Source organism: Pseudomonas sp. LAM2023 (assembly GCF_016620375.1).
In the GTDB taxonomy this organism is placed as follows: domain Bacteria; phylum Pseudomonadota; class Gammaproteobacteria; order Pseudomonadales; family Pseudomonadaceae; genus Aquipseudomonas; species Aquipseudomonas anuradhapurensis.
In genome coordinates this window covers 542,809-563,793 of sequence record NZ_JAENHV010000026.1, presented here as the reverse complement: position 1 = coordinate 563,793, position 20,985 = coordinate 542,809, and the positions used below count along the sequence as shown (strand labels likewise).

Sequence of the window (20,985 nt, the reverse complement as noted above, 5' to 3'; positions counted from 1 at the left end):
AGAAAAGTCATCCATGCTCACTGAAACACAATTGCTACAGATCTTGCCGAACGCCCGCCCGGTAGCGGGCGTTTTTCTTTCGGCACTGAACCTCAGCCTGCCGCGCTGGGAAATCGACAACCCCAAGCGCGTGGCGGCGTTCATCGCCCAGGTTGGCCATGAGTCCGGGCAGTTCCGGTATGTGAAGGAACTCGGCAACGACCAATACCTGGCGCGCTACGACACTGGCAGCCTGGCCTTGCGCCTGGGCAATACGCCACAGGCCGATGGCGATGGCCAGCGGTACTGTGGGCGCGGCCTGATCCAGGTGACCGGGCGCAACAATTACCAGGCCTGCAGCCGCGCGTTGTTCGGCGACGAGCGCTTGCTGGCGCAGCCGCAACTGCTCGAACAGCCACGCTGGGCCTGTGAGTCGGCGGCGTGGTTCTGGCATTCGCGTGGGCTCAATGCCCTGGCAGACCGCGGCGAGTTCAACCGCATCACGCGTCATATCAATGGTGGGCTCAATGGCCTGGAGGACCGGCTCAAGCTCTGGGCGCGGGCGCGCGAGGTGTTGTGTTGAGCCGGTGGCAGCTGGCGCTCGCTGGCTGCCTGCTGATGCTGTCCATGGCCCTGGCCTGGCAGGTTCAGGGCTGGCGCTATGGCCGGCAGCTGGCGCAACTGGCGCAAGCCCAGGCGCAAGCCGAGGCTGCCCGGCTGCTGGCCGAACGTGAACGGCGTCAGCTGCTCGAACGACGCCTGGAAGAAAGTGAAACCCGTCATTTCAAGGAACTTGCCGATGTCCAGCAGTCTCAGGCTCGCCTGCGTGATCGTCTTGCTACTGCCGATCTGCGCCTGTCGGTCCTGGTCGAACGCGACACCCTCCATGGCGCAGTGCCCGCCACCACCACCAGCGCCACCCGCCTGGATCATGCAACCGTACGTGCCGGACTTGAGCCGGCGCATGCTCGACGAATTGTCGCCATCACCGATGAAGGCGACCGGGGGTTGATTGCGCTACGGGCTTGCCAGGCTTACGTGCGGGAGGTGCGCGGCGGGCCTTGAGGCAGGCCCGGACGCATCTGGCGCCTGCGAGCCATGCACGCGACAGGCGCAAAAATGTTACGTTGTCTGCATGCCCTTCAAGGAACCCGACATGGACCCGATCACCGTCCTCGCCAGCCGTCTCGGCGAACATCTGCGCCGCTTCAACGCCCAGGTCAGCACTGCTGAATCGTGCACCGGCGGTGGTATCGCCGAAGCCATCACCCGTGTTCCAGGCAGCTCTGCCTGGTTCGAGGCCGGCTACGTGACCTATTCCAATGCCCAGAAAACCCGCCAGTTGAACGTGCCGGCGGCGTTGTTCGCCGAGGTTGGCGCAGTCAGCCAGGAGGTGGTCGAGGCCATGGCCCGTGGAGCCCAGGCCGCCAGTGGTGCGCGCTTCGCCGTGGCAGTCAGTGGCGTGGCCGGGCCCGACGGCGGGTCGCCGGCCAAACCGGTGGGCACCGTGTGGCTGGCCTGGGCCGATGGCAACCATGTAACCAGCGAACGCCGGCACTTCGAGGGCGACCGCGAAGCCGTGCGCCGACAGACGGTGATCGCCGCGTTAGACGGCTTGTTACAGCTTGGTGCCGAGTAAATCGACAACAGGGGTTTGCTCGCGCGCTTGCCTGTGGAATAATACTGGCTACTTATACAGGTATTCCGGCCGTCAGGGCCAAGTCGAACACGTGAGGATTTCAATGGACGACAACAAGAAGCGCGCCTTGGCTGCGGCCCTGGGTCAAATCGAACGCCAATTCGGCAAGGGTGCGGTCATGCGCATGGGCGACCATGAGCGCCAGGCGATCCCTGCCATCTCCACCGGCTCCCTGGGCCTGGACATCGCCCTCGGCATCGGCGGCCTGCCGAAAGGCCGTATCGTCGAAATCTACGGCCCGGAGTCGTCGGGTAAGACCACGCTGACCCTGTCGGTCATCGCCGAAGCCCAGAAGAACGGCGCCACCTGTGCCTTCGTCGACGCCGAACACGCGCTCGACCCGGAATATGCCGGCAAGCTGGGTGTCAATGTCGATGACCTGCTGGTTTCCCAGCCGGACACCGGCGAACAGGCGCTGGAAATCACCGACATGCTGGTGCGCTCCAATGCCGTTGACGTGATCATCGTCGACTCCGTGGCCGCCCTGGTACCCAAGGCCGAGATCGAAGGCGAGATGGGTGACATGCACGTGGGCCTGCAGGCTCGCCTGATGTCCCAGGCGCTGCGCAAGATCACCGGTAACATCAAGAACGCCAACTGCCTGGTCATCTTCATCAACCAGATCCGTATGAAGATCGGCGTGATGTTCGGCAGCCCGGAAACCACCACCGGTGGTAACGCCCTGAAGTTCTACGCCTCGGTGCGTCTGGACATCCGTCGTACCGGTGCAGTCAAGGAAGGCGACGAGGTGGTCGGCAGCGAAACCCGCGTCAAGATCGTCAAGAACAAGGTGTCGCCACCGTTCCGTCAGGCCGAGTTCCAGATCCTCTACGGCAAGGGCATCTACCGGAATGGCGAGATCATCGACCTGGGTGTGGCCCAAGGGCTGGTCGAGAAGTCCGGTGCCTGGTATGCCTACCAGGGCAACAAAATCGGTCAAGGTAAGGCAAACGCTGCCAAGTACCTGGCTGAGAACCCGGCCATCGGCGCCGAGATCGAGAAGCAGATCCGCGAGAAGCTGCTGACCGCTGGTGCTGTTGCGGCTGCCGGCAAGGCTGCTGCGGCCGAAGCTGATGCCGATGACATGGCCGACGCTGACGCCGGTTATTGATTGCACGGATAGCCGAACATGTCCGCCGAACTCGACACCCCCGTCGCTATCCGGCGGACAGCCATGGACTTGCTCGCGCGACGTGAGCACGGTCGCGTCGAGCTGACGCGCAAATTGCGTCAGCGCGGCGCTTCGGATGAGCTGATCGAGCCCGAGCTTGATCGGCTTGCCGCAGAAGGGCTGCTCAGCGAAGCCCGCTACCTCGAAAGCTTCATCCGTTATCGTTCCGGCTCCGGCTATGGCCCTGCGCGAATTCGCGAGGAGCTGAGCCAGCGCGGTTTGGCGCGGGCGGACATCGAGCAGGCGCTGCGCGACAGCGGGGTAGAGTGGAGCGAGCGCATGCGTGAGGTGTGGCAGCGCAAGTTTGCCGGCCAGCGCCCCCACGACCCGCGTAGCCGTGCCCAGCAGACCCGGTTTCTGGCTTACCGGGGTTTCCCGATGGACATGATCGGCCGCCTGCTCAGTGGGCGTGATCTCGACGACTACTAAATGCAACACCAGGCCGCTCCTGCAGGAATGGCGCCAGCCATAGGGCTTGCGCCGTTCCTGTAGGAGCGGCCTTGTGTTGCGACAGGGGGGCAGGGCGCCCCCAAGGCTAGCAACACGGTATCAACTGGCTTTCAACGCCTCCCGGGCCCGCTGTGTGGTATGCATGGGTTGCGGCTTGGCCCAGTTCTCCGGCAGGTTGATAAAGTCCACCAGTTCGCGCAGGCGACCCTGATCGCGGCCATTGAAGGCAAATGACAAACGGGTCAGGTGGCTGAAGTTGCCCACTTCGTGCTCGGCACTGCTGTCAGGCTGCTGGTGGTATTTGCCGCTCAGGCGCAAGTCGGCGAAGCCTTCCTGGATGTCATACAGCGCGGCTTCGCTGAGCGGGTGGTGCATGCGGATCACGAACTGGCTCTTCAACCAGCGGCTGGAGTGGTAGTTGCTGTAGAACTGGTTGATTTCCTCCACCGCCTCGTCGGCGCTGTGCACCAGGCGTAACAGCTTCAGGTCGCTGGGCAGGATATAGCGGTTTTCTTCCAGCTGGCGGCTGACGAAGTCCAGGCAGTCGCGCCAGAAGCTGCCACCCGGTGAGTCCAGCAGTACCACTGGCACCAGCGGGCTTTTGCCGGTCTGGATCAGGGTCAGCACTTCCAGCGCTTCATCCAGGGTGCCGAAACCGCCTGGGCACAGCACCAGGGCATCGGCTTCCTTGACGAAGAACAGTTTGCGGATGAAGAAAAAGTGGAACGGCAACAACTTGTCGGTGCCGTCCACCGTGGGGTTGGCGTGTTGCTCGAAGGGCAGGGTGATATTGAAGCCAAGGCTGTGATCGCTGCCAGCGCCTTCGTGGGCTGCCGCCATGATGCCGCCGCCGGCGCCAGTGATGACCATCAGGTCGGAGCGCGCCAACGTCGCGCCCAGTTCGCGGGCCAGGGCGTACATCGGGTGTTCCAGTGGGGTGCGTGCCGAGCCGAACACGGTTACCTTGCGCCGGTCCTTGTAGCGTTCCAGGGCGCGAAACGAGTGGTCCAGTTCCCGCAGGGCCTGCAGGGTGATCTTGGCACTCCAGCGGTCGGTGTCGTCATGGGCCATGCGCAGGATGGTCAGCATCATGTCGCGGTACAGCGGTAGGTTGGGGCTGTCTGGTGCCACCAGTTGCAATTGTGCGTCGATATTGCTCAGGTCGATGTTGTTGTCGCGGAAGTGACTGAACAGCAGTTCATTCGATTGGTAAGGCATGCAACGTCTCCTTCTGCACCAATACCTCTGACCTCAATCTAGACCCTTGCGATCGATCGTGCCGGGGTGTTTGATGCGCCCGCCCGTCGGCACGCAGCCACTGGCGATGCGGGTTTGGTTAACTGGTAAAGCGAAACGTGTCGATGCAGGAGGTGGCGGTATGCATCGCTTGATCATCGAGGTGGACCGGCAGCTGTATCAGCGGCTGGAAAAGGCGGCCCAGGTACACCACCTGAGCCTGGAGGCCGAGTGCCGACGCAGGCTGTCGGGGCTGGAGTGCCAGTCGCAGTATTTGCAGGCGCTGCTGGCAGAAATGCGCGCCGACGCCGCTGAAGGCCATTGGCGCGCCCGTGAAGACGAAAAGGCGTAGCGATTGCAGCTAATCGCTACTTCTTCTTGTTGCCAGCCACACAGCTGGCATTGTCGAAGGCCTGGTCCATGATCGGCTGGTTGGTCTTGTAGACCGTGAAGCGGTAGACCATGACCGCGCCTTTGGACATCAAATTGCGGAAACCGGTGTTGCGGCACACGCTGTCACCCAGCTGGCTACGAACCTGTTCCGGGTTGGCCTGCATGCGCTCGGCGTGGCTCTGGCGCACGCTCAGGTGGTTGATCAGCGCCTTGCCTTCCACGGTGTAACCCTGGTCGAGGATATCCTCGTTGATGGCCCGCGGGGTACCGACACTGCTCTCCTTGGCCACCTTCTGCAGCATGTTGTTCAAGTCGTAATCCTGCTTGGAGGCAGCGTGGGCGGCCAGGGGCAGGGCGAGCATCAGGCTCAGGACGGGGGCGATACGGCGCAGCATGAATCTCTCCTGGTTCGATGACTGGCGCTTTGACATGCGCGGGTCGACGGCGTTCCGTGAATATCGCGAAGGTGCGAGGTCAGGGCACGGTAAAACGCCGATTATAAGGACCGCCTTGCCAGCTGCACAGCAATTGCCCCCTGTTCTGGTAGACTGGCGGCCTTGTTTTCACCGAGCAACCCTTGTGTCCATTCCCAACCTGTCCAGAGGCCTGCCGGCATGAGCCATGCGGTAGCGCGTCTGCGCGCCGAACGCCTGGCGCGCAGCAACAAGCCCTTCATCGCCCGTGGCTCGCGTGCCGAACGTTGCCCGGATTGCCGGGTCATCGCCAGCCATTGCCTGTGCGCCTGGAAGCCACGGGTGCAGGCCGAATCCGGCGTGTGCCTGCTGATGCATGACACCGAACCGCTGAAACCCACCAATACCGGATGGCTGATCGCCGACCTGATCGAAGACACCTCCGCCTTCGGCTGGCTGCGCACTTCGGTCGACGAACGCTTGCTGGCCCTGTTGGACGACCCGCGCTGGCAACCCTATATCGTCTTTCCTGGCGAATTCGTTGCCCAGGAGCGGGTAGTCAGCGAGGTAGTGCGTGAGCCGGGCAAGCGCCCGTTGTTCATCCTGCTGGATGCCACCTGGACCGAAGCCCGCAAGATGTTCCGCAAAAGCCCGTATCTTGATCGCTTCCCGGTGTTGAGCCTGGCCGCCGAGCAGATGTCCCGCTACCGCCTGCGCCGCTCGCGGCGCGATGATCACTTCTGCACGGCGGAAGTGGCTGCCATGTGCCTCGACCTGGCCGGCGATAGCCAGGCCTCGCAGGCGCTGGACGCCTACCTGGACGTGTTCAGCCTGCATTACCTCAGTGGCAAGCGGCGCCTGCCGCTGGACGAGCAGGACGACACCCATCAGCGTTTGCATACCTTCCTATAGTCCAAGGGGCACAACCCCTGCTTTGGTTCATAATGAGCCTACCCGAGTGCCCGACACAGAACAGGATCCCTAGATCGATGGCCACTTATGAAATCCTGATTGCCGATGACCACCCGCTGTTCCGTGGTGCCCTGCGCCAGGCCGTTACCCTCGGCCTGGGCCCGGATGTGCGCCTGGTGGAGGTTGCCAGCATCGCCGAACTGGAAACCCGCCTGAGCGAAAAAGCCGACTGGGACCTGGTGCTGCTGGACCTGAACATGCCGGGTGCCTACGGTTTTTCCGGGCTGGTGCTGCTGCGTGGGCAATACCCGCAGATCCCGGTGGTGATGGTTTCGGCGCAGGAAGAGGCCGCCGTGGTGGTCAAGTCCCGCGAGTTCGGTGCCAGCGGCTTCATCCCCAAGTCGAGCACCCTGGAAGTGATCCAGGATGCGGTACGCAAGGTGCTCGACGGCGAAGTCTGGTGGCCGCCGCAGGCGTTCGAAAAGGTCGACGTCTCGGCCGAGGCCAAGGCCGCCAGCGAAGGCCTGGCCAGCCTCACGCCGCAGCAGTTCCGCGTGCTGACCATGGTCTGCGAAGGCTTGCTGAACAAGCAGATCGCCTATGAGCTGAATGTGTCGGAAGCAACCATCAAGGCCCACGTGACCGCAATCTTCCGTAAGCTTGGCGTGCGCACCCGCACCCAGGCCGCGTTGTTGCTGCAACAACTTGAATCGGTTGCCAGCAACTGACTGCGCATCGATTCACGCTTTTTTGACCCTTGCCGCTCTAGGCTGCTGGCCTTTCGGTTGTGAAGTGACTCACATGACATCGCCATTCAAGGGCCAGACCGGCCTCAAACGCATCTTCAACGCCGCTGGCTACTCGCTGGACGGCCTGCGCGCCGCCTTCAAGGGCGAGGCCGCGTTCCGTCAGCTGGTGCTGCTCAACGTGCTGCTGGTGCCGATAGCCTTCTGGCTGCCGGTCAGCCGTGCGGAGCGGGCGATCATGATTGCCGTATGCCTGTTGGGCTTGATCGTCGAGTTGTTCAACTCGGCAGTCGAGGCGGCCATCGACCGCATTTCGCTGGAGCGCCACCCGCTGTCGAAAAACGCCAAGGACATGGGCAGCGCCGCACAACTGGTGGCACTGACCATGGTGGCGCTGGTGTGGGGCGTGATCCTGCTTTAAGCGATCGGCGGCAGCACGATTTCGTCACTGCGGGTAAAGCCCGCGGTGAAGTTGCGGCACAGTTGGAGAAATTCGCGCATGGCCGAAGTCTGGTACTTCTGTTTGTGCCAGATGAAGTAGAACTGGCGGCTCAGGTCCAGCTCTGGGGTCTCCACCGCAACCAGGCTGCCGCGGCGGAAGGCGTCACGCAGGGCCAGGCGGGAAATGCAGCCGATACCCAGGCCTGACTCCACCGCGCGCTTGATGGCTTCGGTGTGCTCCAGTTCCAGGCGGATGTTGAGGCTGGTGCGCTGGTGGCGCATCGCCTGGTCGAAGGTCAGGCGCGTGCCGGAGCCTTGTTCGCGAAGGATCCAGGCCTCCTGGGACAATGTCTGCACATCGGCGCGGCCCAGTTTGGCCAGAGGATGCTGTGGCGCGCAGAACACCACCAGTTCGTCCTCGACCCAGGGTTGAACCTCCAGGTCGGGGTGGTTGCAGTCGCCTTCGATCAGACCTAGATCAATTTCGTAGTGCGCAACCTGTTGCACGATATGTGCGGTGTTCTGCACATGCAGCTTTACCTGGCTTTCCGGGTGTACCTGCATGAAGCTGCCGATCAGCAGGGTGGCCAGGTAGTTGCCGATGGTCAGCGTGGCGCCGACCGCCAGCGAGCCGAAACCGGACTTGCCATTGAGCAGGTCTTCGATTTCCTTGGCCTGGTCGAGCAGGGCGACGGCCTGCGGCAATAGTTGCTGGCCCAGGGCATTGAGGCTCAGGCGCTTGCCGGCGCGGTCGAACAGCTGGCAGCTGGACTGGCGCTCAAGTTCGGTGATCGAGGTGCTCGCGGCCGATTGCGACAACGCCAGCACGCTGGCGGCCCGGGAGACGCTCTGGTGCTGCGCCACGGCAACGAAGACCTGCAGTTGACGAAGTGTGAATCGCATATCGATATAACCGATAACACATATCTTGATAATCCAGTTAACAGATATTGTCGCTGCCCCTAAACTATCGCGCAACTGCGCGTATGCGCGCGCCGCGTCTTTCTTCAGGAGCCCCATTCGATGAGCAACATGAACCACGAACGTGTCCTCAGTGTGCACCACTGGAACGACACCCTGTTCAGCTTCAAGTGCACCCGCGACCCGGGCCTGCGCTTCGAGAACGGTCAGTTCGTGATGATTGGCCTGCAGCAGGACAACGGTCGTCCGCTCATGCGCGCCTATTCCATCGCTTCGCCGAACTGGGAAGAGCACCTGGAGTTCTTCAGCATCAAGGTGCCGGATGGCCCGCTGACCTCGCAGTTGCAGCACCTGAAGGAAGGCGACGAGATCATCATCAGCAAGAAGCCCACCGGCACCCTGGTCCTCGACGACCTGAACCCCGGCAAGCACCTGTACCTGCTGAGCACCGGCACTGGCCTGGCGCCGTTCATGAGCGTCATCCAGGACCCGGAAACCTACGAGCGCTTCGAGAAAGTGATCCTGGTGCACGGCGTGCGCTACGTGAACGAAGTGGCCTACCGCGAATTCATCACCGAGCACCTGCCGCAGAATGAGTTCTTCGGTGAGGCGGTACGCGACAAGCTGATCTACTACCCGACCGTGACCCGTGAACCGTTCGAGAACCAGGGCCGTCTGACCGACCTGATGCGCAGCGGCAAGCTGTTCAGCGACATCGGCCTGCCTCCGATCAACCCGCAGGACGACCGCGCGATGATCTGCGGCAGCCCGAGCATGCTCGACGAGACCAGCGAAGTGCTGGACAGCTTCGGCCTGAAGATCTCCCCGCGCATGCGCGAGCCGGGTGATTACCTGATCGAGCGTGCCTTCGTCGAGAAGTAAGGCGTAGCCAGGTATAAAGAAGGCGACCGATGGGTCGCCTTTCTTATGCCTGGAATTCCTGTGCGTGCTGCTCCGGCGCTATCCACCCTATTCGACGCGCGTCTCGCCGCTGTACACCAGTATTCCCCGACACTGCTTGCACAGGTAGCGTCGCCCCTGGCGCACCAGCTTGTGCCGCTGCGCGGTGAACGGGAAATCGCTTTGCGGGCACGGGCAGCGGTAGATATAGCGGGTAGCCACGCGGCGCTGCACTTCATAGTTGTGGCAACGGTTGGGCGGCAATTCATACACGCCACGCATGATCAGCTGCCACTCCTCGCCATGGGCCTGGATGCGGTCACCGAACAGCTGGTGGGCCACCAGGTGTGCCACTTCATGGGCCACGGTCTGGCGCAGGAAGTCTTCCTGGTTCTCCCGATACAGTTGCAGGTTGAAGCGCAGCAGGTTTTCGTGCAGGTGGGCGACCCCGGCTTTTTGCCCGCGCAGCTTGAAGCTGACTTCCGGGCGCGGGAAGGTACGTTTGAAGAAGGTTTCGGCTTGCTGGTAACAGGTTTCGACGCGTTGTTTGAGCAGCTCGGGCATGGCGGGATGGTTCTCCTGGCCGAGCATTATGCCGCAACCCCGGGCCGCCTGCCGAGCCACCGGTCAGCGCACAGCCAGAGGCCGCCTTGCGGCGGCCCCTGGCGATGCCCCAGTGTTGGTCAAGTTCTAGTTGGTGTACACGGGCCCCACGCCCAGGCCCCAGATGATGACCGTGGCCGCCATGATGGCCACCAGCACCACAAGGCCCACCGCCAGCACCGAACTGGAGAACAGGAAGCCCTCGTCGGACGGTATGTTCATGAACGTGGGCAAACCCACATACAACAGATATACCGTGTAGCAGATGGCTGCGGTGCCGATCAGCATGCCCAGCCACAGGTGCGGATACAGCGCCGCCAGGCCACCGATGAACAACGGCGTGGCGGTGTAGGTGGCAAAGGCGATGCACTGTGCCATGGATGGGTTGGCATCGTAGGTGCGGGCCATCCAGTGGATGAATGCACCCATTACCGCCACCCCGGCGAGCATTGCCAGGTACGACATGATGCTCATCCAGATGGCGCTTTCCATGGTCAGCATCACCGCCGGTCGATCACCGATCACCCAGCCGACCTGGGTGGTACCGATGAACGCCGAAACGGCGGGGATCGCAGCCAGGATCAGGGTGTGCGTCAGGTACATGTGGCTGATGGTTTCTTCTTCGCCACGAATCTCCCGCCATTCCTGGTCGGGATGGGTAAACAGCCCCACAACGTGATGAATCATGCCGATCACTCCTCTCAATGTTGCCAGACGCCCCCCAGATGGAGCGCAGCGGCCCCAGGCCCGAACACCGAAGCAAGCGGTAATGTGGCCCTATTTCGCAGTATAGGAAGCCGTTACCCACATAAATCGTGCTTTTTAGAGCAAATCGCGCTGTAGCGGTGGCTGCTGATTACCTTGAAGTCTTTATCGGGAATGCCTACAGCCCGGTCGCGTTTGTGCGTAAAATAGCCGGCTTTTGTCACACCTCGCGGATCCAAGCGCTATGGGCACCCTCTCGGTCAACCAGAACAAACTGCAAAAACGCCTGCGTCGTCTCGCCGGCGAAGCCATCACCGACTACAACATGATCGAGGATGGCGACAAGGTCATGGTCTGCCTGTCCGGCGGCAAGGACAGCTACACCATGCTCGACGTTCTGTTGCACCTGCAGAAGGTGGCACCGATCAAGTTCGAGATCGTCGCGGTGAACATGGACCAGAAGCAGCCGGGCTTCCCCGAGCATGTGCTGCCGGCCTACCTCAAGGCGCTGGGCGTCGAGTACCACATCGTCGAGAAGGACACCTACTCGGTGGTCAAGGAGCTGGTACCCGAGGGCAAGACCACCTGTTCGCTGTGCTCGCGCCTGCGCCGTGGCACCCTGTACACCTTCGCCGACGAAATCGGCGCGACCAAGATGGCGCTGGGGCACCATCGCGACGACATCGTCGAGACCTTCTTCCTCAACATGTTCTTCAACGGCGCGCTCAAGGGCATGCCGCCGAAGCTGCGTGCCGACGATGGCCGCAACGTGGTGATCCGCCCGCTGGCCTACTGCAGCGAGAAGGACATCCAGGCCTATTCGGACATGAAGGAATTCCCGATCATCCCGTGCAACCTGTGCGGCTCGCAGGAAAACCTGCAACGCCAGGTGGTCAAGGACATGCTGGTGGAGTGGGAGCGCAAGCACCCGGGCCGTACCGAGAGCATCTTCCGCGCCCTGCAGAACGTGGCACCGTCGCAGCTGGCCGACCGCAACCTGTTCGACTTCACCAGCCTGAAGATCGACGAAAACGCCACGCCGCGTTTCCTTGACGTGCTGAACATCTGAGCCCATGCGCGATTACCAGTGGCTGCACGCGTACTGCCTGAACCGCTTCGGCTCGGCCCAGGCCCTGGAGGCCTTCCTGCCGCAGCCGCGCACGCCGGCGCAACTGCGCGACATCAGCGATGACCGCTACCTGTCGACCCTGGCCCTGCGCGTGTTCCGCGCCGGGCTCAAGCACAGCCTGGTGGATGCCAAGTGGCCGGCATTCGAACAGGTGTTCTTCGGCTTCGACCCGGAGAAGGTGGTGCTGATGGGCGCCGAACACCTGGAGCGGCTGATGCAGGACGAGCGCATCATTCGCCACCTGGGCAAGCTCAAGAGTGTGCCGCGCAATGCACAGCTGGTGCTGGATATCGCCAAGGCGCACGGCAGCTTTGGCGCGTTCATCGCCGACTGGCCGGTGACCGATATCGTCGGGCTGTGGAAGTACCTGGCCAAGCACGGCAACCAGCTGGGCGGGTTATCGGCGCCGCGCTTCCTGCGCATGGTCGGCAAGGATACCTTCATCCCTACCGATGACATGGCGGCGGCGTTGATTGCGCAGAAGGTGATCGACAAGCCGCCGACCAGCCAGCGTGACCTGGCCCTGGTGCAGCAGGCGTTCAACCAGTGGCATGCCGAGAGTGGCCGGCCGCTGTGTCAGTTGTCGGTGATGCTGGCGCATACCGTCAATCATTGAGATCCCGGGGCTGCTATGCAGCCCTTCGCGACACACGGCCGCTGCTACAGGAACAGGCGATCCCCTGTAGGGGCGGCATTGTGTCGCCAAAGGGCCGCAAAGCAGCCCTGAAATCAGCCGCCTTCGCCCGCCAGGCGCCGCTCATGCTGGAACTTCCAGCGCACATACAGCAACGCGGCGATGAACAGCCCCAGGCTCACCAGCAGCTCGAGCCAGCCAAACACCGCCCGCGCCGGGTCGAACGCCGCCAGCACGCCCTTGATGAAGTAGATGTTCACCACGAAGCAGGTCCAGGCATGCGCCCGGGCTCTGCCTGCCAGCATGCCCGGCAGCAACAGCAGCAGCGGCACCAGTTCAATCGCCAGAATGACCTCGACCCGGGCCCCATGCAGGTTGGCGAACCCCAGGTTGTTCACCAGCAGCAGGGCGATCAGGCCGAAGAAGAACGCCAGGCTCAATGCCCGCGTCAGGCGCAGGCGCGGGGCCAGCCACTCCAGCGCTGGCAATACCTTGGGCTTTCTAGCCACGTGTGGCCTCCAGGGCCTTGGCGGTGCTCGCCAGGCGTTGGCCAAGGGCGCGGCACAGGGCGATCTCGTGGGCGTCCAGTTCGCGCTTGCCATCGGCCCCGGCATGGTGGCTGGCGCCATACGGCGTGCCGCCACCGCGGGTCTCGAGCAATGCCGACTCGCTGTATGGCAGGCCCATGACTAGCATGCCGTGGTGCATCAGCGGCAGCATCATCGACAGCAGGGTGGTTTCCTGGCCACCATGCAGGCTGGCGGTGGAGGTGAACACGCCCGCCGGCTTGCCGACCAGCTCACCGCCCAGCCACAGGCTGCTGGTGCCATCCAGGAAGTACTTGAGCGGCGCCGCCATGTTGCCGAAGCGGGTCGGGCTACCCAGTACCAGCCCGGCGCAGTGGCGCAGGTCGTCCAGGGTGGCGTACAGCGCGCCACTGGGCGGAATGTCCGGGGCTACCGCTTCGCATTCGGTGGAAATCGCCGGCACCGTGCGCAGGCGAGCCTCCAGGCCGGCCAGCTCGATGCCGCGGGCGATGTGCCTGGCCATCTCGCTGGTCGAGCCGTGGCGGCTGTAATACAGCACCAGGATATAGGGCGTGGTCACGGCAGGATCTCCAGCACTTTCTCCGGCGGGCGGCCGACCACGGCCTTGTCACCGGCGACCAGGATCGGCCGCTCGATCAGCTTGGGATGGCGGGCCATGGCCTCGATCAGTTGCGCATCGGTCAGCCCCGGGTCGGCCAGGTTCAGCTCCTTGTATTCGTCTTCGCCGGTACGCAGCAACTGGCGCGGGCCGATGCCCAGCTTGCCGAGCAAGGCCGCGAGGGTGGCCGCGTCAGGCGGGGTCTCGAGGTAGCGCACGATGGTCGGTGCCAGGCCGCGGGCTTCGAGCAGTTCCAGCGCGCCGCGGGATTTCGAGCAGCGCGGGTTATGATAGAGCGTCAGGTCGGTCATGTCGGGTCGCATCCAGCAGGGTGTGACGGCTATTCTAACCGCAGCGACTGACACATTTGCTTGAAAACTCGAGAAGGATTGACCCATGGCAAGGCGTCTGGCAGCAGTACTGGCCATCACCGCGAGCCTGTTGCTCGGTGGTTGCGGTGCCGATTATGGCGTGGACCAACACGGTAATACGGTTAAGGCCGAACAGCTCGACGGGCACTGGCTGGTGCTCAACTACTGGGCCGAGTGGTGCGGGCCGTGCCGTACCGAGATCCCTCAACTGAATGCGGCAGCCAAGCAATGGGCGGGCGACGGCATCAAGGTGGTGGGGGTGAATTTCGATGGCTTGCAGGGGCAGGACCTGAAGCAGGCGAGCGAAACCCTGGGCATCGATTTCACCGTGTTGGCCCAGGACCCGGCCGAGCGCTATGACCTGCCGCGCAGCGAGGCACTGCCGGTGACCTACATCATCGATGACAAGGGCAAGGTGCGTGAGCAGTTGATGGGCGAGCAGACCCTTGAAGGGCTGCAGGCCAGGATCAAGGCCCTGAAGGGCGCCTGATGCATTTTGCGGCTGCGTTGCAGCCCATCGCGACACAAGGCCGCTCCTACAGGAGATTGAGCTGCGCCCCAAGATGTTGGGCACCTGCCACCATTAGGTAGGGGCAGCTCAGATCGCATCCCCTGTAGGAGCGGCCTTACTCGAGAAGGATTGACCCATGGCAAGGCGTCTGGCAGCAGTACTGGCCATCACCGCGAGCCTGTTGCTCGGTGGTTGCGGTGCCGATTATGGCGTGGACCAACACGGTAATACGGTTAAGGCCGAACAGCTCGACGGGCACTGGCTGGTGCTCAACTACTGGGCCGAGTGGTGCGGGCCGTGCCGTACCGAGATCCCTCAACTGAATGCGGCAGCCAAGCAATGGGCGGGCGACGGCATCAAGGTGGTGGGGGTGAATTTCGATGGCTTGCAGGGGCAGGACCTGAAGCAGGCGAGCGAAACCCTGGGCATCGATTTCACCGTGTTGGCCCAGGACCCGGCCGAGCGCTATGACCTGCCGCGCAGCGAGGCACTGCCGGTGACCTACATCATCGATGACAAGGGCAAGGTGCGTGAGCAGTTGATGGGCGAGCAGACCCTTGAAGGGCTGCAGGCCAGGATCAAGGCCCTGAAGGGCGCCTGATGCATTTTGCGGCTGCGTTGCAGCCCATCGCGACACAAGGCCGCTCCTACAGGAGATTGAGCTGCGCCCCAAGATGTTGGGCACCTGCCACCATTAGGTAGGGGCAGCTCAGATCGCATCCCCTGTAGGAGCGGCCTTGTGTCGCGATGGGCCGCAAAGCGGCCCCAGCAATTCTCAGCCTTCTTCAGGCCAGAAGCGCAATGGCTTGCCCTCGGCTGGCCAGAAGCGTATCTGCTCGATCGGCGACACGTCCCAGCGTTGCACGGTTTCCAGCGCCTGCAAGTAGCGTTTTTCCTGCTCCATCAAGGCCGGCGCGCACAGCTTGCGGGTCTTGCCGACCTTGCCGAAGCTCAGCTGCTGGCCTTCCAGCGTGTACGGCGCAAACCAATGGTTGCAACCGCCATTGCCGTAGGCCCGGCCATCGCTGGCCAGGGTCAGGGTCAAGTGGCTGTAATCGATCAGCGGCCGTTCGCCAATCCACTCCAGTACGTAGCTGCGCTCCTGCTGCAGCCTGGCAGGTTCAGCGGCGCAGCCCAGCAGGCCGGAGGCAATCAGCACGCCGGTCAGCAGATTCTTCACTCGGCGCTCTCCTGGCAACGCGGGCACAGGTGTTTCTCGCCACGGCTGGCCCAACCCAGCTCGGCGATACGTGCACTGGCGGCAGGTTGGCGGGCTTTCTTGCCCAGCTTGGCATCCACTGCAAACTCGAAGTCGAGCACGGCGTCGCAGCTGTCGCAGGCGACCTGCCAGGTGAGGATTTCCAGCTCGTTGAATACCGGGCCACTGGCGACGGCAACCCACTGACCGCGAGGGTTGATCAGGTGGCGCACGCTCTCCACGGTCAGGCGCATCGACAGGTCCTTGCTGCCCTTGAGGGTGACCAGCAGGGTATCGCCTTTGTGCATCGAGCCGCCGTTGCCGGTGACCTGGTAGCGGCCCGGCACCAGCGCGCGGCACTCGATCAAGGTGTGTTGCGGGTTGAAAAGGGTGTAGCGGAAATCGTGCTCGACCATGGGTCCTCCAGAAATGCCGCGTATCCTAGCACTAACCCATGACCAGATTCTGGGGTTTGCCTGCCGCCCAGCGGTTGATGTTGTCCAGCGTGGTGGCAGCGATGGCGTCCAGTGCCTCACGGGTGAGGAAGGCCTGGTGGGCGGTGACGATCACGTTGGGGAAGGTCAGCAGGCGGGCCAGCACGTCGTCCTGCAGCGGCAGGTCGGAACGGTCCTCGAAGAACAGCTGGGCCTCTTCTTCATAAACATCCAGGCCCAGGTAGCCGAGCTGGCCGCTCTTGAGCGCGTCGATCAGCGCCGGGGTGTCGACCAGCGCGCCGCGGCCGGTGTTGATCAGCATGGCACCGGGTTGCAGCTGGGCCAGGCTATGCGCATTGATCAGGTGCCGGGTGTGCTCGTTCAGCGGGCAGTGCAGGCTGATGATACGGGCTTCGCGCAGCAACTCGGGCAACGGCAGGTAGCGGGCGCCCAGGGCCAGCAGCTCCGGGTTGGGGTGGGGATCGTAGGCCAGCAGCTGGCAGCCGAAACCGGCCATGATGCGGGCGAACGCAGCGCCGATCTGGCCGGTACCGACCACGCCGACGGTCTTGCCGTGCAGGTCGAAGCCGGTCAGCCCGTGCAAGGTGAAATCACCTTCGCGGGTGCGGTTGTAGGCCCGGTGCAGGCGCCGGTTGAGCGCCAGGATCAGCGCGACGGCGTGTTCCGCCACGGCATGCGGCGAATAGGCCGGCACCCGCACCACGGTCAGGCCCAGGCGCTGGGCGCTGGCCAGGTCGACATGGTTGTAGCCGGCCGAGCGCAAGGCGATCAGGCGCGTGCCGCCGGTGGCCAGGCGCTGCAGCACCGGGGCGTCGAGTTCGTCGTTGATGAAGGCGCAGACCACCTCGTAGCCATCGGCCAGCGCAGCAGTGTCGAGGGTCAGGCGGGCGGGCTGGAAATGCAGGTCCAGGGTGGTGCCGTTGGCGGCCCGGGTGAAGCTTTCCTGGTCGTAGTGCTGGCTGCTGAACAACAGGGCGCGCATGGTGGGCTTCCTTTTTGGTGAATGTCTTGGGCTAGCGGCTGCATTTGAGATCGAGCGCCGCCCGCGCGGCGCATCGCGAGCTGCGCTCGCTCCTACGTTTGCTTCGGGCCAGTAACGCCTGTGACAGGCGCGCGCGACCGCCTGGTTCATGCGACACGACATCTCGTCATGCGCCAAAGCGTTCGCGCGCCAATCCCACAGGCATGATTGGCCCGAAACAAACGTAGGAGCGAGCGCAGCTCGCGATGCGCCGCGCGGGCGGCGCTCGATCTCACCCACATCGCCTATCTCAACCCAGCCCGGAGGCGCTCAGGCGCTCAGGCGCTCAACCGGGCTTGAGCGGCCAGACGGTTGATGGCCGCATCCAGCTCGTCCAGTGCCTGCTGCGCCTGCGGGTGCTCCTGCTTGAGCAGGGTCTCGCTGCGCTGGCAGGCGGCACGCAGCTGCGGTACACCGCAATAGCGTGAGGCGCCGTTCAAGCGGTGCACCTGCTCTATCAGCGTGGTGCGGTCGTCGGCCTCGCGGGCGGCACGTATGGCTTCGCGGTCGGTGTCCAGCGAGGCCAGCAGCATGCTCAGCATGTCCGCCGCCAGGTCTGCCTTGCCGGCCGCCAGGCGCAGGCCTTCCTCGGGGTCGAGCACTTGCAGTTCGTCACCGCCGGCCAGTTGTTCGACCAGGCGCTCCTGCTGAGGCACGCCCAGGCTCAGCCCGGTCCATTTCATCACCACCTGGGCCAGCTGTCGTTCGCTGATCGGTTTGGTCAGGTAGTCGTCCATCCCACCGTGCAGCAGCGCGCGTTTCTCGTTGGCCATGGCGTGGGCGGTGAGGGCGACGATCGGTAGCGGGTTGCCACTCTGGGTGTTTTCCCACAGGCGGATCTGTTCGGTGCAGGCGCGGCCGTCCATGCCGGGCATCTGCACGTCCATCAGCACCAGGTCGAAGGGCTCGCTCTGCACTGCCTGCAGCGCGGCATAGCCGTTGTCGACGGCCAGCACCTCGGCTCCCAGGTCTTCGAGCAGGGTCTGCACCAGAAGCAGGTTGGCCGGATTGTCGTCGACACACAGGATCTTCGGCTGGCGCTGGCCGTTGACGCTGGTTGCCTCGCCGTGCGTGCGGCGCGGTTGCACCAGCTCCAGCAACAGGCGCCGCAGCTTGCGGGTGCAGGTCGGCTTGGACAGCAGCTGGCCATGACCATTGGGCAGGTAGGGATGATACAGCGCCTGCTCGGTAGTCGGGCACAGCACCACGCACTGGCAATGGTAACGTTCCAGCTGCTGGTGGTAATGGCCCAGTTGTTCGGGCGACAGGTTGCCCAGGTTGGCCCCGAGCACGGCGAACTCGAACGGCTGGCCGGCCTGGCTGGCGGCCTGCACAGCCTGCAGCAACTGGTCGTAGGAGGTGAACAGGCTGACGCTGAGGCCGCAGTCTTCCAGCTGATGCTCCAGCGCCTGGCGGGCCAGTTCGTGGCCATCGACAATCGCCGCGCGGCGGCCCAGCAGTGGTTGCAGTGGTTGCTCCTGGAGGTCGTCGTGGGCCTTGGGCAGGTTGAGGCTGATCCAGAATTGCGAACCCTCGCCCGGGGTACTGTCAACGCCGATTTCGCCGCCCATCTGCTCGATCAGGCGCTTGGAAATCACCAGGCCCAGGCCGGTGCCGCCGGGCTGGCGCGCCAGCGAGTTGTCGGCCTGGCTGAACGCCTGGAACAGCGTGCGCACATCCTGCGGCGACAGGCCGATACCGGTGTCCTGCACACTGATGCGCAACTGCGCGCTGTCTTCATGCTCGTCATCGAGCATGGCGCGCACGACGATGGTGCCTTCGCGGGTGAACTTGATGGCGTTGCTGACCAGGTTGGTGAGGATCTGCTTGAGCCGCAGCGGGTCGCCGATCAGCGACGACGGCGTGTCGCGGTAGATCAGGCTGAGCAGCTCCAGCTGCTTGGCGTGGGCGGCCGGGGCGAGGATGGTCAGGGTATCCTGGATCAGGTCCCGCAGGTTGAACGGGATGCTGTCGAGCACCAGCTTGCCCGCCTCGATCTTCGAGAAGTCGAGGATCTCGTTGATGATCCCCAGCAGGTTGTCGGCGGACTTCTCGATGGTGCTGAGGTAGTCCAGCTGGCGCGGCGTCATTTCGCTTTTCTGCAGCAGGTGGGTAAAACCAAGGATGCCGTTGAGCGGGGTGCGGATTTCATGGCTCATGTTGGCCAGGAATTCCGACTTGATGCGGCTGGCCTCCAGGGCCTCCTTGCGCGCCATGTCCAGCTCGATGTTCTGGATCTCGATGGTTTCCAGGTTCTGGCGCACGTCCTCGGTCGCCTGGTCGATGCTGTGCTGCAGTTCTTCGTGGGCGTTGTGCAGGGTTTCGGCCATGCGGTTGATACCGCGCGCCAGTTCGTCCAGCTCATGGCTGCCGAGGGCCGGCAGGCGCTCTTCCAGGTGGCCGTCCTTGAGCTGGTTGACCGCGTGCTTGATCCGTTCGATGGGGTCGTTGATGGTGCGGCTCATGCGCAAGGCCAGCAAGCCGCTGAGCACCAGGCAGGCGAGGATCAGCAACAGGCTGGTGAACAGGTTGCGGTAGCCGCGCAGTAGCGTGCCGTCGTGGGACAGCTCGATCTCGACCCAGCCCAGCAGGCGTTCGGCTTCGGCCGGCACGGCTTCGGTGGCCAGGTCGCGGTGGTGGCCAAACACCGGCATCAGGTAGCGCGTGGCGTCATTGCCGCTGCGCTGCAGCAGCTGCATGCCGGTACCGCCGCTTGGCGGCTGGTTGAGCATGCTCGGGCCAGCGTGGGCCAGGCGTGTGCGGTCCGGGGCGAGGAAGGTGACGGCGCGCACATCGGCCTGCTCCAGGGTTTGCGCGGCAATGCGCTCCAGTTGCGCCGGTGCCAGCTTGGCCATGGCGGGCGCGGCCAGTGGCGCCAGCTGCTCGGCAATCATCTTGCCGCGTTGCAGCAACTGGGTGCGCAGGTCATTTTGCTGCAGCCAGGTGAAATAACTGCCCAGCACCAGGGCCATCAGGCCGGCCGGCAACAACGCCAGCAGCAGGACCCGGCTGCGAATTCCCAAGCGATCGAGCACACTCGCCTCCTGTCATGTGCCTGGACGCCGTCAAGCGAGGACGGCCAAGGCGGGAAGTTACTCCGCCCGCCGTGCTATTGCACCTGTTTAGTACGTGTTTTGCACCCGTGGCGGCGTATTGCGGGCGGGGCGGTTGCCCGGCAGGCGCAGGATGCCCAATAATTGCGCAATTGAGAATGCATGACAGTTGCCAATGAATCCTGAAGTTGTTCACAACTCCAATATCCTCGCCATCGAGGATGACCCGGTCCTGGGTGCCTATCTGCACGAACAGCTGCAGCGCGGCGGCTACCAGGTGACCTGGTGCCGCAATGGCCTGGAGGGCCTGGAAACAGCAGGGCGCCGCGCCTTCGATGTGGTGCTGATGGACATCCTGCTACCCGGGCTCAACGGCCTGGATGCCCTGGCGCAGTTGCGCCAACGCAGCACCACGCCGGTGATCCTGATGTCGGCACTGGGTGCCGAGGCCGACCGCATCAACGGTTTCCAGCGTGGTGCCGATGATTACCTGCCCAAGCCGTTCAGCATCGCCGAACTGCGCGTGCGCATCGAGGCGATCCTGCGCCGGGTCGCCCTCGAACGTCGCCACCGCGCCCCGCAGGCGCAGCCCGTCAGCGGTGGATTGCACTACGACGAGGGCCTGTGCGATGTACGCCTGGACGGCCGCCTGGCCGGCCTCACCCCCAGCGAATATCGTCTGCTCGATATCCTCAACCGCAACCCAGACGAGGTGCTGAGCAAGCCGTTCCTGTACCAGCAGGTATTGCAACGGGGCTATTCACGGCATGATCGCAGCCTGGACATGCATGTCAGCCAGATCCGTCGCAAGCTCAAGGCCATCGGTTATCACGCCCGGCAGGTGCGTACCGTGTGGGGCAAGGGCTACGTGCTCAGCGCCAGCGAGCTGGAGTGACCC

Annotated in this window: 27 protein-coding genes; 15 read left to right on the top strand and 12 right to left on the bottom strand. The window is 63.7% G+C overall.

Features of this window, described 5'->3' with window-relative positions:
• Positions 1–13 precede the first annotated feature (13 nt).
• From JKP78_RS17580 to recX, 5 genes are all read left to right on the top strand, one after another.
• Complete coding sequence (locus tag JKP78_RS17580; protein ID WP_170028688.1) at positions 14–562, top strand: glycoside hydrolase family 19 protein; 549 nt, start codon at positions 14–16, stop codon at positions 560–562.
• Positions 556–1,044 carry a lysis system i-spanin subunit Rz gene (locus JKP78_RS17575; protein WP_325166811.1) on the top strand — a complete coding sequence of 163 codons (489 nt, stop codon included), beginning with the start codon at positions 556–558 and terminating at the stop codon, positions 1,042–1,044. Before JKP78_RS17580 ends, JKP78_RS17575 begins: the two co-directional genes overlap by 7 nt.
• A 91-nt stretch (positions 1,045–1,135) precedes the next feature.
• The gene (locus JKP78_RS17570) at positions 1,136–1,618 is read left to right on the top strand and encodes a CinA family protein (protein WP_170028689.1); all 483 of its coding nucleotides are present in this window, start codon (positions 1,136–1,138) and stop codon (positions 1,616–1,618) included.
• A gap of 103 nt (positions 1,619–1,721) precedes the next feature.
• Positions 1,722–2,789 carry a recombinase RecA gene (gene recA, locus JKP78_RS17565; protein WP_170028690.1) on the top strand — a complete coding sequence of 356 codons (1,068 nt, stop codon included), beginning with the start codon at positions 1,722–1,724 and terminating at the stop codon, positions 2,787–2,789.
• Positions 2,790–2,807: 18 nt separating this feature from the next.
• Entirely contained in the window at positions 2,808–3,278 is a 471-nt protein-coding gene (gene recX, locus JKP78_RS17560; protein WP_200627076.1) for a recombination regulator RecX, read from the top strand.
• Between the two features lie 120 nt (positions 3,279–3,398).
• Here the strand turns inward: recX and JKP78_RS17555 are convergent, their stop codons facing one another.
• The gene (locus JKP78_RS17555; RefSeq protein ID WP_170028692.1) at positions 3,399–4,517 is read right to left on the bottom strand and encodes an LOG family protein; all 1,119 of its coding nucleotides are present in this window, start codon (positions 4,515–4,517) and stop codon (positions 3,399–3,401) included.
• 160 nt (positions 4,518–4,677) lie between these two features.
• On the opposite strand from JKP78_RS17555, the gene JKP78_RS17550 reads away from it, so the two are divergent.
• Positions 4,678–4,887: a hypothetical protein gene (locus JKP78_RS17550; protein WP_186689793.1), complete on the top strand. Its 210-nt coding sequence runs from the start codon at positions 4,678–4,680 to the stop codon at positions 4,885–4,887.
• Between the two features lie 16 nt (positions 4,888–4,903).
• On the opposite strand, the gene JKP78_RS17545 is transcribed toward JKP78_RS17550, so the two are convergent.
• The gene (locus JKP78_RS17545) at positions 4,904–5,323 is read right to left on the bottom strand and encodes a quorum-sensing-regulated virulence factor family protein (protein ID WP_186679130.1); all 420 of its coding nucleotides are present in this window, start codon (positions 5,321–5,323) and stop codon (positions 4,904–4,906) included.
• Between the two features lie 219 nt (positions 5,324–5,542).
• Here JKP78_RS17545 and JKP78_RS17540 point away from each other — a divergent pair, with 219 nt between their 5' ends.
• The 3 genes from JKP78_RS17540 (at position 5,543) to JKP78_RS17530 (ending at position 7,420) form a co-directional block, all read left to right on the top strand.
• The gene (locus JKP78_RS17540) at positions 5,543–6,253 is read left to right on the top strand and encodes a tRNA-uridine aminocarboxypropyltransferase (RefSeq protein ID WP_186689791.1); all 711 of its coding nucleotides are present in this window, start codon (positions 5,543–5,545) and stop codon (positions 6,251–6,253) included.
• 77 nt (positions 6,254–6,330) lie between these two features.
• Positions 6,331–6,981 carry a response regulator transcription factor ErdR gene (gene erdR / locus JKP78_RS17535; RefSeq protein ID WP_016715442.1) on the top strand — a complete coding sequence of 217 codons (651 nt, stop codon included), beginning with the start codon at positions 6,331–6,333 and terminating at the stop codon, positions 6,979–6,981.
• A 73-nt stretch (positions 6,982–7,054) separates the two neighbouring features.
• Positions 7,055–7,420, top strand: a complete 366-nt coding sequence (locus tag JKP78_RS17530) for a diacylglycerol kinase (protein ID WP_004375479.1) — start codon at positions 7,055–7,057, stop codon at positions 7,418–7,420.
• Here JKP78_RS17530 and finR read toward each other — a convergent pair.
• On the bottom strand, positions 7,417–8,343 hold the full coding sequence (finR, locus tag JKP78_RS17525; protein ID WP_170028696.1) for a LysR family transcriptional regulator FinR: 927 nt from the start codon (positions 8,341–8,343) through the stop codon (positions 7,417–7,419). The two genes, JKP78_RS17530 and finR, sit on opposite strands and share 4 nt — an antisense overlap.
• 120 nt (positions 8,344–8,463) lie before the next feature.
• On the opposite strand from finR, the gene fpr reads away from it, so the two are divergent.
• Positions 8,464–9,243, top strand: a complete 780-nt coding sequence (fpr, locus tag JKP78_RS17520) for a ferredoxin-NADP reductase (protein ID WP_023381933.1) — start codon at positions 8,464–8,466, stop codon at positions 9,241–9,243.
• 87 nt (positions 9,244–9,330) lie between these two features.
• On the opposite strand, the gene JKP78_RS17515 is transcribed toward fpr, so the two are convergent.
• Positions 9,331–9,825 carry a SprT family zinc-dependent metalloprotease gene (locus JKP78_RS17515; protein ID WP_170028697.1) on the bottom strand — a complete coding sequence of 165 codons (495 nt, stop codon included), beginning with the start codon at positions 9,823–9,825 and terminating at the stop codon, positions 9,331–9,333.
• Between the two features lie 126 nt (positions 9,826–9,951).
• On the bottom strand, positions 9,952–10,551 hold the full coding sequence (locus tag JKP78_RS17510; protein WP_003252385.1) for a Yip1 family protein: 600 nt from the start codon (positions 10,549–10,551) through the stop codon (positions 9,952–9,954).
• Between the two features lie 262 nt (positions 10,552–10,813).
• Between JKP78_RS17510 and ttcA the strand changes: the two genes are divergently transcribed.
• Both ttcA and JKP78_RS17500 read left to right on the top strand, forming a co-directional pair.
• Positions 10,814–11,638 (top strand): tRNA 2-thiocytidine(32) synthetase TtcA, encoded by an 825-nt coding sequence (gene ttcA / locus JKP78_RS17505; RefSeq protein ID WP_170028698.1) that lies wholly within the window; start codon positions 10,814–10,816, stop codon positions 11,636–11,638.
• Between the two features lie 4 nt (positions 11,639–11,642).
• The gene (locus JKP78_RS17500) at positions 11,643–12,314 is read left to right on the top strand and encodes a DNA-3-methyladenine glycosylase I (RefSeq protein ID WP_186689789.1); all 672 of its coding nucleotides are present in this window, start codon (positions 11,643–11,645) and stop codon (positions 12,312–12,314) included.
• 113 nt (positions 12,315–12,427) lie between these two features.
• On the opposite strand, the gene JKP78_RS17495 is transcribed toward JKP78_RS17500, so the two are convergent.
• The 3 genes from JKP78_RS17495 to arsC are packed head-to-tail and all read right to left on the bottom strand — an operon-like array spanning position 12,428 to position 13,789.
• Positions 12,428–12,841 (bottom strand): DUF2069 domain-containing protein, encoded by a 414-nt coding sequence (locus JKP78_RS17495; protein WP_200627075.1) that lies wholly within the window; start codon positions 12,839–12,841, stop codon positions 12,428–12,430.
• Positions 12,834–13,439: an NAD(P)H:quinone oxidoreductase gene (wrbA, locus tag JKP78_RS17490; RefSeq protein ID WP_186689785.1), complete on the bottom strand. Its 606-nt coding sequence runs from the start codon at positions 13,437–13,439 to the stop codon at positions 12,834–12,836. The genes JKP78_RS17495 and wrbA overlap by 8 nt, the downstream gene beginning before the upstream one ends.
• Positions 13,436–13,789, bottom strand: coding sequence for an arsenate reductase (glutaredoxin) (arsC, locus tag JKP78_RS17485; RefSeq protein ID WP_186689783.1), 354 nt, complete (start codon positions 13,787–13,789; stop codon positions 13,436–13,438). Before arsC ends, wrbA begins: the two co-directional genes overlap by 4 nt.
• An 85-nt stretch (positions 13,790–13,874) precedes the next feature.
• Here arsC and JKP78_RS17480 point away from each other — a divergent pair, with 85 nt between their 5' ends.
• Together JKP78_RS17480 and JKP78_RS17475 are read left to right on the top strand one after the other, a co-directional pair.
• Positions 13,875–14,339, top strand: coding sequence for a TlpA disulfide reductase family protein (locus tag JKP78_RS17480; RefSeq protein WP_170028703.1), 465 nt, complete (start codon positions 13,875–13,877; stop codon positions 14,337–14,339).
• A 157-nt stretch (positions 14,340–14,496) separates the two neighbouring features.
• On the top strand, positions 14,497–14,961 hold the full coding sequence (locus tag JKP78_RS17475) for a TlpA disulfide reductase family protein (RefSeq protein WP_170028703.1): 465 nt from the start codon (positions 14,497–14,499) through the stop codon (positions 14,959–14,961).
• A 174-nt stretch (positions 14,962–15,135) separates the two neighbouring features.
• Here the strand turns inward: JKP78_RS17475 and JKP78_RS17470 are convergent, their stop codons facing one another.
• From JKP78_RS17470 to JKP78_RS17455, 4 genes are all read right to left on the bottom strand, one after another.
• Positions 15,136–15,540 carry an META domain-containing protein gene (locus tag JKP78_RS17470; protein WP_170028704.1) on the bottom strand — a complete coding sequence of 135 codons (405 nt, stop codon included), beginning with the start codon at positions 15,538–15,540 and terminating at the stop codon, positions 15,136–15,138.
• Positions 15,537–15,974 carry a hypothetical protein gene (locus JKP78_RS17465; protein ID WP_013971353.1) on the bottom strand — a complete coding sequence of 146 codons (438 nt, stop codon included), beginning with the start codon at positions 15,972–15,974 and terminating at the stop codon, positions 15,537–15,539. Before JKP78_RS17465 ends, JKP78_RS17470 begins: the two co-directional genes overlap by 4 nt.
• A gap of 31 nt (positions 15,975–16,005) precedes the next feature.
• Positions 16,006–16,995: a 2-hydroxyacid dehydrogenase gene (locus JKP78_RS17460; RefSeq protein WP_170028706.1), complete on the bottom strand. Its 990-nt coding sequence runs from the start codon at positions 16,993–16,995 to the stop codon at positions 16,006–16,008.
• 317 nt (positions 16,996–17,312) lie between these two features.
• Positions 17,313–20,069: a response regulator gene (locus JKP78_RS17455; protein ID WP_170028707.1), complete on the bottom strand. Its 2,757-nt coding sequence runs from the start codon at positions 20,067–20,069 to the stop codon at positions 17,313–17,315.
• A 193-nt stretch (positions 20,070–20,262) separates the two neighbouring features.
• On the opposite strand from JKP78_RS17455, the gene JKP78_RS17450 reads away from it, so the two are divergent.
• Positions 20,263–20,982: a response regulator transcription factor gene (locus JKP78_RS17450; RefSeq protein ID WP_200627074.1), complete on the top strand. Its 720-nt coding sequence runs from the start codon at positions 20,263–20,265 to the stop codon at positions 20,980–20,982.
• The last annotated feature ends 3 nt before the right edge of the window (positions 20,983–20,985 follow it).